This is a genomic window from Psychrobacter sp. P11F6, from assembly GCF_001435295.1.
Taxonomy (GTDB): domain Bacteria; phylum Pseudomonadota; class Gammaproteobacteria; order Pseudomonadales; family Moraxellaceae; genus Psychrobacter.
Genome location: NZ_CM003594.1, coordinates 1,725,924 through 1,742,060 on the forward strand (window position 1 = coordinate 1,725,924; position 16,137 = coordinate 1,742,060).

The window sequence follows — 16,137 nt, forward strand, 5'->3', positions numbered from 1 at the left end:
CTTTAACTTACGAGGCTTTTTCATTAGTAATATTGACCACTCGGCGACAGCCTTGACCACTGATTTGGCTAAAACCCCCCGAGATTTTTTCAACCTTGATTTGAGTCAAGATGCGATCTTTTAACGCCTGTACGTGAGAGATTATACCAATAAGCTTACCTTCTTGTTGTAAGCTCGTTAAAGTGTCGAGCGCAATATCAAGCGACTCTTCATCAAGCGTACCAAACCCTTCATCCAAAAATAGCGAATCCACGCGAATGTTGTGACTCGCCATCTGCGATAGCCCAAGGGCGAGCGCCAAGCTGATAATAAATCCTTCGCCGCCCGATAGGTTTTTGGTACTGCGAATATCACCGCCTTGATAGTTATCAATCACATTAAGCTCAAGCGGATTGCTGTCATCATGAATGAGCAAATAGCGGTCACTCATTTTTTGCAGTTGCGTATTGGCATGGCTAATCATCACTTCAAACGTTAAGCCTTGCGCAAAGGTACGATATTTTTTGCCATCAGCAGAACCAATTAACGTATGTAGCTGCTGCCAAACTTGTAGTTTTTGTTTTTGTTCATCGATTGCAATCAGCTGTGTCGCCTGTTGCCCTTTTTGGCTGTCGTTATCCTTAAGCTTTTGGTCAATCGCGCCGATTTTTTGACTTAACTCATCGATATCCGTCTGTATTTGATGATGCTTGCCAGCAAGTGTTTCTCGGTCTTCATCTGTCATAGGCGTGGCAAATTTTTGCTCTAACGCTTGCTGGGTATTATTTAACTGCAACTTAGCCTGTTGTAGAGTATTATCAATCGCTAGTTTACGTATATGTAATGCCTCACGCTCTTCTTTGGGCAGACGCGCACTCAAAAAATCTGCTTCATCGACGAACTTTGACTCTATGAGTAAGTTAGTAAAAATGCTGTCCTGTGTATTTACGGTAGTAGTCGCCGACTGTCGCTCTGTTGCTAGCTGTTGCTCTCTGCTCTTTAATTGCTCTAAAGACTGCTGTATAGAATCTAGCTGTCTTTGCGCTATGATTTGTTCGGCTTTAGCCTCATCAGCAGCGCTGCGTAACTGGTTTTCTTCATGGTCTGTATCTTTATCTGCGAACAGCGCTTTTCTAGCTTTCTTTAATTGTTCGATATCCTCTGTTTTATTATCAATTAATTCCTCTAATTCTTTGAGTGCTGTCTCATTATTGGCGTGCTGTGCTTGCTTACTCTCAATATTCGCAGTCAGGCTGATCAGCGTATTTGTGAGTTGCTGTTGGCGACTACTTTGCTCATGATGATATTGCTTTAACTGCTTCAAAGCATGACGTTGTGCCCGCAATTGGTCAATATGCTCATCATAATTTGCGCTTGCTAATACTGTTTGCTTATAAGTACTTTCAATAAGTTGCTGCAGTGCGCCTTGAACGTCAGTCGCTTTGAGCGCTATCGTTAAATGATTCTCATATTTAGCCGTTGGGTACTTACTCACTAAAAATGAAATATTGGTCATCATGGGTATGAGTACAGAAAAATTAGTGGCAATCTTATCTTCGACACTTTCAGTTTTTTGAGCATTTAGCTTGATATCAGTCGTCAGGTTATTAATGTCGCGACTAAGTAGCTGTTGCTGCTGTTCATCAGCTTCGATGGCAATACTGAGCGTTGCAGCACTTTCAGCTAGGTTGTCATATTCGACGACTATCGTTTTAAGAGATTGTTTATGCTCAGTCAGTTTGTGTTTGATGGTGTCTAATAAGGATAAGCTGTGATCAATATGAATATCAGTATCGTTGTTAATCTGCGCAAGTGGATCGATAATTGCCACAGTCGATTCCGAATAACTATTTTCAGTGTTAAATAGCGAGGAAAGGTTAGACTGAATATCAGCGTGTAAGATTTTAGATTGCTGCTGCAAGGGCGCTAACTGCTGCTGTTGATTATTGATGGCTTCTTTTTTTGTGGCATGGTCGATACGATGTTTAGATAAAGTCTGCTCAAGATTATTAATAATAGTTTCTAATTCAGCTATGTGCTGCTGAGTTAATTGCGCCTTAGTCTGTTTTATTGTGGACGACTGGTTTTGATCGTCATGGGCGTCGGTATTACTATTTTTGCTACTAGGGTCTAATAATGGATGATGTTTGCTATAAGGATGCTCATGTGCGCCGCAAAGCGGGCAGGGCGACCCATCCTCTAGCTCTACTATATAATCTTCAAGCTTAGCGACCTTTTGTAGTAGATGTAGATGCTCTTGTTTCTCTTGCCTCTTGAGCTTAGCCTCTTCAATATTTATCTTGTGACTGTCAATCAAACCTTCTAAAGTCTTAAGCTCTTGATTCAGTTTGGGTAACGTTGCATTGATGTGTTGAATTTGGCTGGTACGCTCAGACAGCTGTTCTAGCTTACTATGGGCTTGCGCAATCTGGGTGCTGATTTGATCGACTTGCTCTTGATCACTACGCATATTAGCAATGGGCTGGTTTTGAATGAGTGTGGCTTGCTGCTTTTGTACGCTGGCAAGTTGCTCGCGCTGCTGCGTTATCAATAATTTCTCTGCGTTTTGCTGCTTATATAACTTATCAAAATCAGTCTGTAGCATGCGGGCTTGATTACTATAAGCAAGTTTATCCGCTGTTAGATTGGCATTATCTTCCAACAGCGCCATTAATTGGCGACAGCTGTTATCGAAGGTCACCATATCTGTATCGAGATCGTTTAGCTCTTGGTAGTCGCGAAAGTACTTTTCTACACTGCTAAGCTGAGTCTGAGTCTTTTGCTCTGTTTGTTTGTAGTCAACTATATCTTGACCTAATTGTTGAGTGTTACTAACTAATACCTCTTTACGCTGATTATCGCTAGCTAAAGAATAAGAGTGCTGTTTTATCTCAGTATCCAACTCACGCGTCTTTTTGATAATAGGCAAAGTAGCATGTAGGCTATCTGTGGCTTGCTTGTCAATGGTATTGATATTCTTTAAATGGGTGTTGGCGTGTGTCAGCGCTTCTTGCTGAGTTGGAATTTTGTTAAGCAAATCTTGCTGCTCAACCTCTAACTGCTTGACCAAATTTCGGCTGTAGCTAAGCTCGCGGAAATAGCTATCAATCTCTAAAGCCTTATTAGCGCCATCTAAACGCTGGGCTTCTGGCATAAAGGCTTGCTGCGTTTGCTGCGCCGCTGCAAAATCGGTCTGATAGGTCGAGAGATTTTGCTGTAGCTGCTGAACGCTATCCAGCCACTGTAGCTGTTCACTTAGGGTTTTAAAGGTTTGCCGTTTTGTGCTTTGCTGCTGGTTAAAGCGCTCTAAATCTGCTACCAGTAGCTTTTCGTCTTCAATATTTAATAACGACAAGCTATTCACGCTTGCCTGTAGTTTGCCAAGCACTTCCTCTTCAGAGCGTTTCTTTTCATGAACGTTTAACGATATTTTGGCATAAATAGCAGTACCCGTTATTTTCTCTAAAATCGCGGCTCTATCGCCAATATCAGACTTTAAAAACGCGGCAAAACTGCCCTGTGCGAGCATGATGGAGCGCGTAAATTGATTAAAATCCATGCCGATAAGGTTTTGTATATAGGCAGAAGTTTTGGACTTTTTCTCTTCTAAAATCTTGCCGGTCTGCACCTCACTAATCTCATGCTTAATTGGTAATAAATTGCCCTTGGCTTTTTTGTGGGCACGATGTTGATACCAGTAGCATTGATAACGTTTAGAATCAATCTCGATGATGACTTCTGCTGAGCATTCACCTGTACCTTGGGTCATTATCTCGTTCGTTGAACCAGTGATATCGCCCAGTCTTGGCGTCTGGCTATAGAGTGCTAAGCAAATCGCATCCAATATGGTCGTCTTGCCAGCCCCCGTTTGCCCAGTAATGGCAAAGATGCCTTCATTAAGAAAAGCGGGATCACTAAAGTCAATGTGCCATTCGCCTTTTAAAGAATTCAAATTTTTAAGTCGTAGTTCGATTAGGCGCATGATAGGGTCTTATTTTTATAGGTAGTAAATGAGGGTAATAATGACAAATGAAGCTGTTATTCTAGCTAGTTTCTATCAACAGCGTTTATGATTAAATAATATTATTCAGCCTGAGTATCTTCGTGACGTAAGTTATAAACGATTTGATCATAGGCGTCACGTAAGGATGATTTTTGCTCATTAGGAATATCATGAGCAGTCAAGCAACGCTCAAATACTTCTTCCTCATTTAAATCTTGTAGCGTTTCAGAGATCTGTTGTTGATTTAGTACTTTATTATAGGTACGAGTGTTTTTGATTTTTAACACCTCGCACGGCAAATTATCTACCATCGTTTGGATGTGCTCACGTAACTCGCTGATAATCTCCTCACCCGTATAAATAATTTCGAGCCATAAAGACTGTGTTGCGTCAAGAGATTGAATGACTTTATCTATAGCCTGATTAATGCACTCCAAATCACCTGAAACTTGCGCCAGTTGTTGAAAATTTGGAATAGGTAGTGATACTACTTGCATCTGATTAGAGTCATCTCGGTGCAGTATTTTATTGGAAGTATCGAGATTTTTAAGCATTGATTGGTTGTTTTGATCCTGCTGATCAGGGATTTTTTCTATAGCAGCAGTTTTTGTCATCTCATTACTTTCTGATTGCTCGTCAAAACCAAACAAGTCATCCATAAATTCAGTCGTTTGACTGGCTACTTTCTTAACAGGTTTTTCAATCGTGGTAACGGTATTGGTCAGCTGAGGAATAATGCTTTCAACTATATTATTTGAGGCTGACTTTTGACTGCTAATGTCATTTGCTACTGCACCAAACTGTACCAGTAATACTTGTTTTTGCTGTTTTGACTCACCAAATCCCATCGCGATTGGCGAGCCTGAATAGCGAATGCTCTCACGACCACCGACGCGTTGCGGTACGTGCAAATGCCCAAGCGCTACATAATCAAAGCAGTCATCAAACATACTCGCTGATATTTGACCTAGGTTGCCCACATAAAGGTCGCGAACGCCATCATCCTCCGTTGTTTTGCTATCAAGCGCAAATAGATGTCCTGTGGCAATGATGGGAATGTGATGCTGGTATACTTCAACTAATTGAGCCTGCTTGGCTTTGGCAATGCTAGCTACTTCATCATAATGGGCACGAATGCCTTTAATGACATTGGCATCTTTGCTATCAGCCGACTCGCCAGCACCACTACTACGGACATCACGATCACGCAAATAGGGGACAGCCGCAATAATACAATGCGGGTTTCCATTTGTATCGTCTAACACCAATACTTCATCGTTTAAGTCTTCACAAGCCGTACCAATAACATGGACGTTTAAAAACTTGAGTACGTTACTTGGTGCATCTAAAAAAGTAGGAGAATCGTGGTTGCCTGCGACGATGACAATATGTTGACAGCATGATTTTGAAACTTTTCCTAAAAATTCATAATATAGCGCTTGAGCTCTATTGCTTGGGGTCATGGTGTCAAAGATATCACCAGCAACGATCAATATATCCACTTTCTGCAGGCTAATGGCGTCTTGCAACCAACCTAAAAACGACTCAAATTCGTCATAACGCATTCGTCCATAAAGCCTGCGCCCCAAATGCCAGTCGGAGGTATGGAGGATAGTGAGAGGTTTGGTAATAGATACAGGCATAATTGAGTTTCATGATGGATAAAAGACATCGATTATTCTAGCAAGAATTGGTGCGATTTGCTTTGCTATAAACTTAACAGTAAAGCAAAGTAGATACGAATGAGTAGTGATATTTGACCGTAAATGAAACGATGATCGTTTATTAAAAATAATGGCTATTTAAAAAGGCTGATTGTTAATAGTATTAAGTAACAAATAAATGGTACTAGAAAAGGTCCATATTTAGTAACATCCAAGCCATTATTAATAAGGGTATATTATGTTGTTTATCAGATTATGCACATTGGCTTTAATTGCCACTTCCTCTTTGGCTGCTTGTAGCAGTTATGAGCAAGCAAATATGAATAATAAAACCAGTGTGAGTCAAATAAAAGATAGCACCGCGTTTGTCCATTCGATCAAACCGAGTCATTCTGACGCAATCATTGGTCAAGTGACTGAGGTCATCTCGCAAGACAGAGAGCAGCAAAAAGTCACTATTGTCGCTCAGGATGGACAGACGTATACCGCAGAAATCAGTAAAGCCAACCTTGCTCAGAAAAACGCCCATCAAATGCAGAAATTAACCATAGGCGATTATGTTGAAGTGATGGGAGAGCAATCAACATCACAATCAGGGGTAGATAGTAAGCACCACATTACTGTCCATGCGATGCCTTATGTTTTACGTAAAATCATCATCGCTGACCATCAAGTAGACTGTGTCGGTGTTGCGCCGCAATCATGCTTACTGACTAAGCCTGCTGAACAAGCTAACGCCGACTGGGAGTATCGATATAGTGGTATAGAAGGTTTTGATTTTGAACCTAATTATGAATACACTTTGCTCATTAAGAATACACCTATTAGCAATCCGCCTGCTGACGCATCATCAATTCATAGCACGCTAATAAAAGTCATTGAGAAACAAAAGACCAAATCTTAATTGTTAAAAATGAATAGCTCATAAAAGATCAATAGCGTTATACTAAATACTAAAAAGCCCTACTAATCTACTGGCAGGGCTTTTTAGAAATTGAAGATCATACGTCAACCAATCACTAACTGCTCCAAACCATCATCAGCCGTTGCCAAATTAGCCACCATAGATAACGCATGGGCTTGCTGGCTAGTATGATCTGCCTTTGGTGTAGCCGCTGTGCCACCACGTAGCCAGTTACTAGCTGTAGTGTCACTATTGTTGTTTTTCTGCTGATTTTGCAAATTATACCAAGCCAAATCATGATGGAGTGCGACCACGTCTCCCATAATGAGCAAGGCTGGCGTGGGTAGCTGATTTTTTTCTTGCAACTCAACGATGTCGGCAAGCGTTCCCGTTAATACCTGCTGATTGGGCATACTGGCATTGGAGACGATGGCGATTGGGGTGTTGCTACTGCGCCCTGCATCAATCAAGCCTGTCGTCAAACGCGCCAGCGAATGCAATCCCATATAAAATACGACTGTTTCATCCGTATTCAAAAAGCTCTTAAAATTGCTATTGGGTGCGCCAGCCTTTAAAAATCCAGTGACAAAACGTACCGACTGCGAATGGTCACGATGAGTCAATGGAATACCGGCATAGCTTGCAGCAGCATTGGCAGCGGTAATACCAGGTACGACTTGATACGGGATACTGTGCGCACGCAAACTCTCAATTTCTTCGCCGCCACGCCCAAAGATGAAGGGATCACCACCTTTTAAGCGCACCACACGGCGACCTTCTTTAGCACTATTGACCAACAGTTCATTAATGCCTAATTGTGCTACTGCATGATTGCTGCGTTTTTTGCCAACAAACACTTTATCAGCATCACGGCGGCATAAATCCAATACTTGCGGTGAGACGAGCGCATCATAATAGACAATATCAGCCTGCTGCATGAGGCGCAGCGCTTTAAAAGTGAGCAGCTCTGGGTCACCTGGGCCTGCACCAACGATATAGACTTCGCCTACGTTATTCTGTAGGGTTTGAGGTTCTGTGGATATATCATTCTCTGTATGTTTTTCACTGATAAGTGATGCTGTTTTATCTAAATCGGCTTGTAATTGTGCCGCCGCTTCATCTTCATTACCAGCAAACATCAGCTGACTGACTGGACCTTCAAATGCTTTTTCCCAAAACTGCCTGCGTCCTGTCAGCGTAGGTATTTTAGTTTTCACTTCGCTACGAAAATCCCCAGCAAGCTTTGCCAATTTACCATAGCCTTGTGGAATCAAGGTTTCGAGGCGAGCGCGTAATAGACGTGCCAGCACTGGCGCTTTGCCGTTTGACGATATGCCAATCACGATTGGATTGCGATCAACAATCGCAGGGAAGATAAAATCGCACAAATGCGGCGTATCGACTACATTAACTGGAATGTTTAGCTCAGTGGCATCAGCATGTATTTGATGGTTAAGTATCTCATCGTCAGTGGCAGCAATAATGACGCGTGCGCCTGTCATATAAGTTTTATTATAATTCTCATAAATCAGCTCATGCTTACTGTCACTGAGCAAGGCTTGTAGTTCAACACAGATATTTGGCGCAAGAACAGTGATGCACGCGCCAGCACGGCTGAGCAAATCCGCTTTACGTAGCGCCACATCGCCGCCGCCGACGATAAGTACTTTGCGACCTTCTAATTTAAAAAATAATGGAAAAGTGTTCATAGGATTACCTGTAATTCATTCAATGTAAGGTATGTCGCTATTATGATGTATCACAGGCATACGCTCACGTAGCGAATTGGCATTAGCATATTCGTTTTTGTCATGTTAGTGAGGGTTTTTGATGTAAAAGGGAATAGGTGAGTCGTGAAATACAGAACTAAAAAAGCCACAGGCTTACGTCAAAGCTTGTGGCTGTCATTTAGATTAGATTTTTGCATTGGCTATTAGCAATAAAGAGATTTGACCACGTACAAGAACCTACTCAAACTCACTCAGCATCTTAGTCATACGGGCGTCTTTCTGTTGCCAAATATCCTCTAACCAATCAAACATCATTTTTTTGGTGGTTTCATCACGGTCATAGCCGCCGTCCATGATAGCAGCAAATAATTCGTCTGGTATCTTTAAGCGAGTCACATCGACGCCCAAACGGCGAATATTACCTTTCCATAAATCATCATAGTCAGGCGCGCCGTCTGGGTAAACAATGGTCACGTCCAAGATAGAATCCAACTCATTGCCTAACGCATTAATTGCTAATGACAAACCGCCAGCCCGTGGTTTTAACAAATGCTGATAAGGAGATTTTTGTTGGTCATGTTTTTCTTTAGTAAAGCGCGTGCCTTCCAAATAGTTTAATAGCGCAAAGGGTTTGTCTTTTAATTGACGACAAGCACGCTTAGCCTCAAGCAAATTTTGTTTTTTAAGCTCTGGATTCTTGGCCATTGCCTTGGCAGAAAAGCGCTTCATCATCGGAAAGTCTAAGAAATAAAAGGCTTGACCGATGACAGGAATATAAATCAGATTAAACTTGGTAAAAAACCGTGTCAGAGGCAGGGTGTCTTGGCTGATATATTGCACAATGCTGGTATCAACCCACGATTGATGGTTGCTTACCAATAGATACTGCTTGTCTTCGCTCAGATCGTCAGGCAGGTTAATGCGCCAGTCTTTGTGAGGTAGCGCATGATCAATGACGGCGTTGTTACTATTAATCCAGTATTTGGTAATCGCAATCAGCGCATCATCCGCAGCTTTTGCTCCTGTCAATACTTTTGCCGCTCCCAAAGTCCAGATGGGCAGACCCACCATCGCACTATTGGCAGTAAGAACACTCGTACCAGTTAAAAAAGAGGCGGTCTTGCCTACCGCTGGTAGCTTATCGTGCAGTTTTTCATAGAGTGAATCGATTTTTTTTATAAAAGACATAATAAATATCCATATTGATGAGCGCGAGTGCCTATAAGGAAATAAAAAAGGATGAGTAACTTTGTCCATGATACGGCTTTATAGCGTCGGTTTAATGCCGAGCAGCCACTGAGGCAAGCCATAGAATACCGCAATGTTAGACAATAAAACGTTCAAGAAACGTTAATTATTCAAATGCTGACTTCTTTATACAGATAGAGATATTCAAAAACTATAGAAAATTGTCTATTAAGCGGACTATTTGCTATAGTTTGGCGGCCTCTAATGAATACTTTATATAATAAGCTATTGTGAGGAAGAGGAGGATGTATGTCATGGTTCACCATAGCGTATTAAACGAGCTGTTAAAGCAATAAACGGTAGTCAATATGATTGTAGTGCTAATCTAAGGTGTTGAACATTATTCCGCGTGGCGCCGCGCTAAGTTTAGCGTCTGCTTTGTTTGGCATACTTTTATTATTGGCTTTTGTACTGACTCATCAAATAAGCTGGTCAATTTCTGGTATCTATCGCTATGATCTGTTATTGGCTTATGCTTTGATTATTCAGGTTTTTTTGGTTTATTTCAAATTAGAAACGCCGCGTGAGGTATGGGTCATTGCTATTTTTCATATCATGGCCATGGCAATGGAGTTGTTTTTAACCCATCCCAAAATTGGTTCTTGGTACTATCCTGAACCAGCAATTTTTAGAATTGCCACTGTGCCACTTTTTGCCGGTTTTATGTATTCGGCCGTAGGTAGTTTTTTAGCGCGTGGCTTAAGATTGTTTAATGCCTCTTTTACCGACTTACCAAGCTTACTATGGGTGAGTGTATTGGTTATTTTTTCTTATGCCAACTTCTTCACTAAGTTTTTTGTCCCTGATATTCGCAATATATTGTTCATCGCTTCGATAATTTTATTTTGGAAAACCAGAGTGTTTTTTCAAATCCATCACAAAAATAATCTTCAATTGCATGATACCAAGCAATATCAATGTCCATTTTTACCATTACTGTTGTTCCTCGCTTTTTTGGTTTGGTTGGCAGAAAATATTGCTACTTTTACCAATATTTGGCGTTATCCGTCACAAGCAAATGTATGGCATATGGTAGGTTGGGGTAAGCTGGGCTCTTGGTACTTATTACTGATGCTAAGTCTAGTGTTGGTTTTGGCAGTCATGGGCAAAAGGGATGAGAAAGGCGGCTGGCAGTTAGTTCGATAATTTTGATACTTGCGTGTGTCCTCATTATTTTGGCAGTAGCGCTTGAATGATATATTCAAATTTTGTGGAGCTGAATATTGAATCTACTATGACAATAAAAAAACACCTCTTATATCTAAGAAGTGTTTTTATCGTAAAACTACGAAATACCTAAAGCTGCGTGTGCAAACCACACTCACGGCTTTCTTCTACTTTCGTTGGATCAAAGTAATCAAATTCATTCGGTAAGTTATGCTCTTCGAGATAAACATCTAAATCAGCGTCAGTGTTTTCAAACAATGGCGCTACTTTTAACACGCCATCTTTTGATAGGCTAAGTACATCCAACCCTTGGCGGAATTCTGTTTGATCTTTACGAATTGCATTGAACCAAACATCTGGCTTTAGCTCATCTAGCGCACGGCGGAAGGGCTCTAATTTTACTTGGTCAGTGAATTCATCATGCTGTGGGTTGTCGATACCTGGGATACCGTTCATGGTCGCGTCACGATACGCTGCCGTTTGCTTAGGAATATAGGTGATGACGTTTAAGTTTAAATCACGGATGACTTTATTGGCAAATTGATAGGTGGCATCCGTGTTATAACCTGAGTCTACCCACAATACGGTGATATCAGGACGCTGTTTGGCCACCAAATGCAGAATCGCTGACTCGTATGGGCGGAAGTTAGTCGTGATGATTGGGTTTTTCGCTTGGCTTAATGCCCACTCAACGATTTGCTCAGGCGACTTGCCTTGCAATGCTTGGTTGGCTTGGTCGAGGTCTAAACTTGGATGTAATTGGCTCATAATACCTTCCTTAATGATTGTTAATATAAAAGTGTCGATTAAAAATTAAAATTTATGATCAGTGTTAAAGCTAGGCGATTGAGGGTTCTGACGGTTTAGCAAACATCGGTAAATCCGAAGCACTTTGTCCATCATAACTACTGGCAAGGGCGGTAAATGCTTGCTCAATACCGAATTTAGAGTCTGGCTGCATGTCATGCTCGCTCAATACAAAGCTATCAACACCCATGCGCAGTAGATATGCGATTTGATCACGGCCAAACGCACCAGCCACCCGAATCTCGCCTTGGTAGCCAATTTGGCGTAGGGTACGTGCAAAGCTAAAGTTGCGACCATCAGCGAATTTAGGTACATCAATCACGATAAGCGCCTGCGTTGATAAGAAATCACTAAGACCTTCTAACGCATCAGCATCGGTGTCAGCCGTCACCCACAATCCAAGGCGGCTACTGTGCTGTACGATCAGCTCATAAACCTCTTTGATCAGACCACCGACCTGCATGCCTGAGTTATCTAATAGGTCAGCGAGCGGTACAATCACATCGGGCTTTTCTTGCCTTTGTAGCAACTCAAGCAACGTGATGTTTGTTGATACAATACTCTCTGGTAGCGCATCCGTGGTGAGTACATGCCATGTATCTTGACTTCCGATATCGACGCCATGACTGTCCAAAATATGGTGATTAGCCATAGACCTTCTCCTTAAATGGATCAATACCAACGCGTTCAACCAATTGACCAAAGCTTTCGACATCATTGTCGGTGCTGGCGCGCAAGTCTACATAGACATCGACGATCTGCTGTATGGTATTGGCAACCTCAAGAGCAGGGACAGATTTACCTAATATTTTACCAAGTTTGGCATCGTCACTGGAATTGCCGCCAATGCTGATCTGATACCAATGCTCACCTTTTTTATCGACACCCAAGATACCAATGTCACCTGTATGATGGTGCGCACACGCATTGATACAACCAGACATGTTTAAGCGAATCTCGCCCAAATCATACAGATAGTCCAGATCATCGAACTGTTTTTCGATCTGTTCAGCGATGTTGTGCGTGGTCGCATTAGCAAGCGAGCAGTAGTCCCAACCTGGGCAGACAATCATATCTGTTAGGGTATTGATATTAGCGCGTGCTAAATGCAACTCTGCTAGCTGCTGCCACAACTCATAAAGGTTATTGGCTTGCACATCTGCGAATACCAAATTCTGCTGATAAGTACCACGCAGTTCACCAAAGCTATATTTGTCAGACAGATCAGCCAGTGCATCCATCTGTGACTCGCTGACATCACCAGAGGGCACATATTTGCCATCGACCAAGCCTGCTTTGAGCGAAATAACGACCGCACGATAACCAGCGACTTTATGCGCCACCGTGTTTTGGTTGTACCAGTTAGCAAAGTCCTTATCAGCGTTTAGTTGCTGTTGTAGCTCAGACTGTACTTGTAGCGCATCAAACGACACATAGTCAGGCTCACTAAAAAAGCTGCTCGCCGTCGCAAAGTTCTCATCAGTTAAGGTAAGCGAACCATCTTTGGTGTGGGCTTCCCACTCAGCATTGACCAGTTTGGCAAAGGCAGGGCCGCCCATGCTCTCAACCAATATCTTAATGCGTGATCTGTATTTGCTGCCTTTATCACGGCGACCATGCAAGTTATAGACACGCAAGATGGCGTCCAAATAACTCAAGAGATGCTCGCGTGGCAAAAATTTATTAATCACTTTACCAAGGACAGGAATACGTCCTAGACCACCACCGACCAATACTTCAAAGCCAATCTCACCTTCACCGTTGGTTTTGATATGCAGACCCACATCATGTACTTGGGTTGCCGCGCGGTCATCATTGGTCCCGATGACGGCAATCTTAAATTTACGTGGTAAAAAAGCAAACTCAGGATGGAAGGTTGACCACTGACGAATAATCTCACAATAGGGACGTGGGTCAGCGATTTCTTCTTTATGAATACCAGCATATGGATCGGTGGTTGTGTTACGAATACAGTTGCCCGAGGTTTGGATCGAGTGCATTTGTACTGATGCCAGCTCTGCCAAAATATCTGGCACGTCTTCTAGCTTTGGCCAATTCAGCTGGATATTGGTACGGGTAGTGAAGTGCCCATAACCTTTGTCATATTTACGAGTAATCTCAGCCAATTTTCGCAATTGGTAGCTGGCAAGTAGCCCGTAAGGAATGGCGATACGCAACATCGGTGCATAACGCTGAATATAAAGGCCGTTTTGCAATCGCAGCGGCAAAAATTGCTCTTCTGGCAGCTCACCTGCCAAAAACCGTTCGGTCTGGTCGCGAAACTGAGCGACTCGTTCTTCTACCAAGGTTTGGTCAGCGTAATTATATTGATACATGACGTAATCTCAATTTTGTTTTTAGTCTTAAAAGCAGTGACGAAAATGATTTGCGTGTGTAATCGGTCTTATTGCCAGTCGCAAGGTAAACCATTCAGAGTCACATCATATAAGCTTGCGTCTATAAACATAAATTCCTTTAAGACATATGTATATCCAAACACAGCATAAATTTTCATAACGAAAGTTAGGTAGCCTATGCTTATCAAATTTATCACTACCTATAAAGATTATAAATCAATATGACATCTATCACCTCTAAGCAACCATCAAAACTCGTTCCTCCACATGGCAGCGCTGAGCTTAAGCCATTACTATTACAAGGTGAGGCACGCGCTCAAGCATTGAAACTTGCCAGCACATTGCCGACCATCACTTTAAGCTCACGTGAGCGTGGTGATTTAATCATGTTCGGTATTGGTGGCTTTACGCCGTTGCATGGCTTTATGAATCAAGCAGATTGGCAGGGTGTGGTTGATGATATGCGTTTGCAAAGTGGTGACAATGCGGGTCTGTTTTGGCCAATTCCGATCACCTTGTCTGCACCAAAAGCGACTGCAGATAGTTTGAGTCAAGGCGATAAAGTAGCCTTGGTCGCTCAAGACGGTGAAATCATGGGTATCTTGACCGTAGAAGAAACCTATACCATCGATAAAGAGCATGAGTGTCAGCAAGTATTTACGACAACAGACCCAGAACATCCGGGCGTACAACAAGTTTTAGAGCAAGGCGAAGTCAATATTGCAGGTAGTGTTGAGGTATTGAGCGAAGGCGAGTTCCCAACGTTATATCCAGAAATCTACAAAACACCAGAAGAAACGCGTGAAATTTTGGACGCTAAAGGTTGGAAAACGGTTGCTGCTTTCCAAACGCGTAATCCAATGCACCGCTCACATGAGTATTTGGCAAAGATTGCGATTGAGATTTGTGACGGTGTATTGATTCACTCATTGCTAGGGGCATTGAAACCTGGTGATATCCCAGCTGATGTCCGTCAAGAAGCCATCAAAACCTTGATTGATAATTATTTTAGACAAGATACAGTTATTCAAGCGGGTTATCCGCTAGATATGCGTTATGCCGGTCCACGTGAAGCACTACTGCATGCGGTATTCCGTCAAAACTACGGCTGTAGTCATCTAATCGTTGGTCGTGATCATGCAGGCGTTGGTGATTATTATGGTGCCTTTGATGCGCAAACGATATTTGAACAGGTTGGGAAAGATGATCTTATCACTCAACCGCTCAAAATTGGCTGGACGTTCTGGTGTAATGCTTGTAATGCGATGGCTTCCGACAAAACTTGCCCGCATGAAGCGTCTGAACACGTTAAAGTATCAGGTACGAAGCTGCGTAAAGCGCTATCAGAAGATGAAGTGGTGCCAGAGAACTTTAGCCGTCCAGAAGTACTACAAATTTTGCGTGATTATTATGCTGGCATCTCAAGAGAGGAACGTGCTGAAGTAAAATTGGTTGGTGCCTCTGCGGTGTAAACTAAGATTATCAGCATACGAACCAGTATTAAAAAAAAGGTGTCAGACTTATCATCTGACACCTTTTTTTTAATACTGATTTTCAACGCCTGTTACTTAAGCTAGCGTTTGTTATCTATTAAATCTCTAAATCTGTTGTCAGTTTTTGATAGTCACCAACCAATGTGCCACCGCCAGAGCAGAAGTAGTTAAGCGCGTATTTATCTTGACTATCAATAGTCAGTTTATCATCCTTAAATTGAAAAAATGCCGTACTGTCATTGACTTTGCTTTGGAAAATAATGCCGTGCGCGTCGTCTTGACCCATTAATGTCGCCTTGCCATCAAACTGGCAACTGGGCTTTTTAATATCGCTACGGGCGCGAACCTTTATGTTGATTTGCTGATCACTCTCTGCCCGTACCATGACGCCAACCCAATCATAGCCTTGCGCGCGCTTTTCATAACCTTCATCAGCATAATCTCCAACGACTGCTTGCACAGCTGGCATGACATCGGCTATCGGTTGTTTTATGGCTTGGTGATTCACGCTAGGTGCCACATTATTACAGCCACTTAAGGCAAAAAGAGCCGCCGATGTGGTGAAAAATACCGAAAAAAAGTATGAGTGACGAGCGGCACTAGGTGGAGACATGATCATTTAAGTACCTTTGATAAAGGAGTTATTAAGAGGAATGGTCGTTATCTAAACGCAACGCCTAACAGCATGGCTGTAAGGATATTAGTTGACCACTACAAGAGATAGTATCGTTTACATAAAGGCTCGTCTATATAGTAAGCAATACCATTACTTACTCAAAAGTGTC

Annotated in this window: 11 protein-coding genes; 3 read left to right on the forward strand and 8 right to left on the reverse strand. The window is 42.3% G+C overall.

What is annotated here, in order from left to right; genetic code table 11:
• Positions 1-7: 7 nt before the first annotated feature.
• Together AK822_RS07085 and AK822_RS07090 are read right to left on the reverse strand one after the other, a co-directional pair.
• Positions 8-3,961, reverse strand: coding sequence for an AAA family ATPase (locus tag AK822_RS07085; RefSeq protein WP_060491092.1), 3,954 nt, complete (start codon positions 3,959-3,961; stop codon positions 8-10).
• Positions 3,962-4,062: 101 nt separating this feature from the next.
• Complete coding sequence (locus AK822_RS07090) at positions 4,063-5,625, reverse strand: exonuclease SbcCD subunit D C-terminal domain-containing protein (protein ID WP_060491093.1); 1,563 nt, start codon at positions 5,623-5,625, stop codon at positions 4,063-4,065.
• 259 nt (positions 5,626-5,884) lie between these two features.
• On the opposite strand from AK822_RS07090, the gene AK822_RS07095 reads away from it, so the two are divergent.
• On the forward strand, positions 5,885-6,550 hold the full coding sequence (locus AK822_RS07095) for a DUF4377 domain-containing protein (protein WP_060491094.1): 666 nt from the start codon (positions 5,885-5,887) through the stop codon (positions 6,548-6,550).
• A 104-nt stretch (positions 6,551-6,654) separates the two neighbouring features.
• On the opposite strand, the gene cysG is transcribed toward AK822_RS07095, so the two are convergent.
• Positions 6,655-8,259 (reverse strand): siroheme synthase CysG, encoded by a 1,605-nt coding sequence (gene cysG, locus AK822_RS07100; protein ID WP_060491095.1) that lies wholly within the window; start codon positions 8,257-8,259, stop codon positions 6,655-6,657.
• A gap of 258 nt (positions 8,260-8,517) precedes the next feature.
• Positions 8,518-9,468 (reverse strand): acetyltransferase, encoded by a 951-nt coding sequence (locus tag AK822_RS07105; protein ID WP_055125451.1) that lies wholly within the window; start codon positions 9,466-9,468, stop codon positions 8,518-8,520.
• 390 nt (positions 9,469-9,858) lie between these two features.
• Here AK822_RS07105 and AK822_RS07110 point away from each other — a divergent pair, with 390 nt between their 5' ends.
• Positions 9,859-10,674, forward strand: a complete 816-nt coding sequence (locus AK822_RS07110; RefSeq protein ID WP_087945590.1) for a DUF817 family protein — start codon at positions 9,859-9,861, stop codon at positions 10,672-10,674.
• Between the two features lie 150 nt (positions 10,675-10,824).
• Here the strand turns inward: AK822_RS07110 and AK822_RS07115 are convergent, their stop codons facing one another.
• The 3 genes from AK822_RS07115 to AK822_RS07125 all read right to left on the reverse strand — a co-directional run bounded on the left by AK822_RS07115 (position 10,825) and on the right by AK822_RS07125 (position 13,838).
• Positions 10,825-11,463, reverse strand: a complete 639-nt coding sequence (locus AK822_RS07115) for a phosphoadenosine phosphosulfate reductase domain-containing protein (protein ID WP_055125453.1) — start codon at positions 11,461-11,463, stop codon at positions 10,825-10,827.
• 70 nt (positions 11,464-11,533) lie between these two features.
• A complete protein-coding gene (locus AK822_RS07120; protein ID WP_060491097.1) occupies positions 11,534-12,154 on the reverse strand; it encodes a DUF934 domain-containing protein in 621 nt (206 codons plus the stop codon).
• The gene (locus tag AK822_RS07125; protein WP_060491098.1) at positions 12,147-13,838 is read right to left on the reverse strand and encodes a nitrite/sulfite reductase; all 1,692 of its coding nucleotides are present in this window, start codon (positions 13,836-13,838) and stop codon (positions 12,147-12,149) included. The genes AK822_RS07120 and AK822_RS07125 overlap by 8 nt, the downstream gene beginning before the upstream one ends.
• Before the next feature lie 242 nt (positions 13,839-14,080).
• On the opposite strand from AK822_RS07125, the gene sat reads away from it, so the two are divergent.
• The gene (gene sat, locus AK822_RS07130; RefSeq protein WP_060491099.1) at positions 14,081-15,331 is read left to right on the forward strand and encodes a sulfate adenylyltransferase; all 1,251 of its coding nucleotides are present in this window, start codon (positions 14,081-14,083) and stop codon (positions 15,329-15,331) included.
• Positions 15,332-15,449: 118 nt separating this feature from the next.
• Here sat and AK822_RS07135 read toward each other — a convergent pair whose 3' ends face one another.
• On the reverse strand, positions 15,450-15,971 hold the full coding sequence (locus tag AK822_RS07135; RefSeq protein ID WP_228138979.1) for a hypothetical protein: 522 nt from the start codon (positions 15,969-15,971) through the stop codon (positions 15,450-15,452).
• Between the last annotated feature and the right edge of the window lie 166 nt (positions 15,972-16,137).

Excerpts from the sequence above, each read along its gene's own strand:
- AK822_RS07120 (WP_060491097.1), bottom strand. The coding sequence starts at position 12,154 with ATGGCTAATCACCATATTTTGGACAGTCATGGCGTCGATATCGGAAGT.
- AK822_RS07085 (WP_060491092.1), bottom strand. The coding sequence starts at position 3,961 with ATGCGCCTAATCGAACTACGACTTAAAAATTTGAATTCTTTAAAAGGC.
- sat (WP_060491099.1), top strand. The coding sequence starts at position 14,081 with ATGACATCTATCACCTCTAAGCAACCATCAAAACTCGTTCCTCCACAT.
- AK822_RS07135 (WP_228138979.1), bottom strand. The coding sequence starts at position 15,971 with ATGATCATGTCTCCACCTAGTGCCGCTCGTCACTCATACTTTTTTTCG.
- AK822_RS07115 (WP_055125453.1), bottom strand. The coding sequence starts at position 11,463 with ATGAGCCAATTACATCCAAGTTTAGACCTCGACCAAGCCAACCAAGCA.
- cysG (WP_060491095.1), bottom strand. The coding sequence starts at position 8,259 with ATGAACACTTTTCCATTATTTTTTAAATTAGAAGGTCGCAAAGTACTT.
- AK822_RS07125 (WP_060491098.1), bottom strand. The coding sequence starts at position 13,838 with ATGTATCAATATAATTACGCTGACCAAACCTTGGTAGAAGAACGAGTC.
- AK822_RS07095 (WP_060491094.1), top strand. The coding sequence starts at position 5,885 with ATGTTGTTTATCAGATTATGCACATTGGCTTTAATTGCCACTTCCTCT.
- AK822_RS07105 (WP_055125451.1), bottom strand. The coding sequence starts at position 9,468 with ATGTCTTTTATAAAAAAAATCGATTCACTCTATGAAAAACTGCACGAT.
- AK822_RS07090 (WP_060491093.1), bottom strand. The coding sequence starts at position 5,625 with ATGCCTGTATCTATTACCAAACCTCTCACTATCCTCCATACCTCCGAC.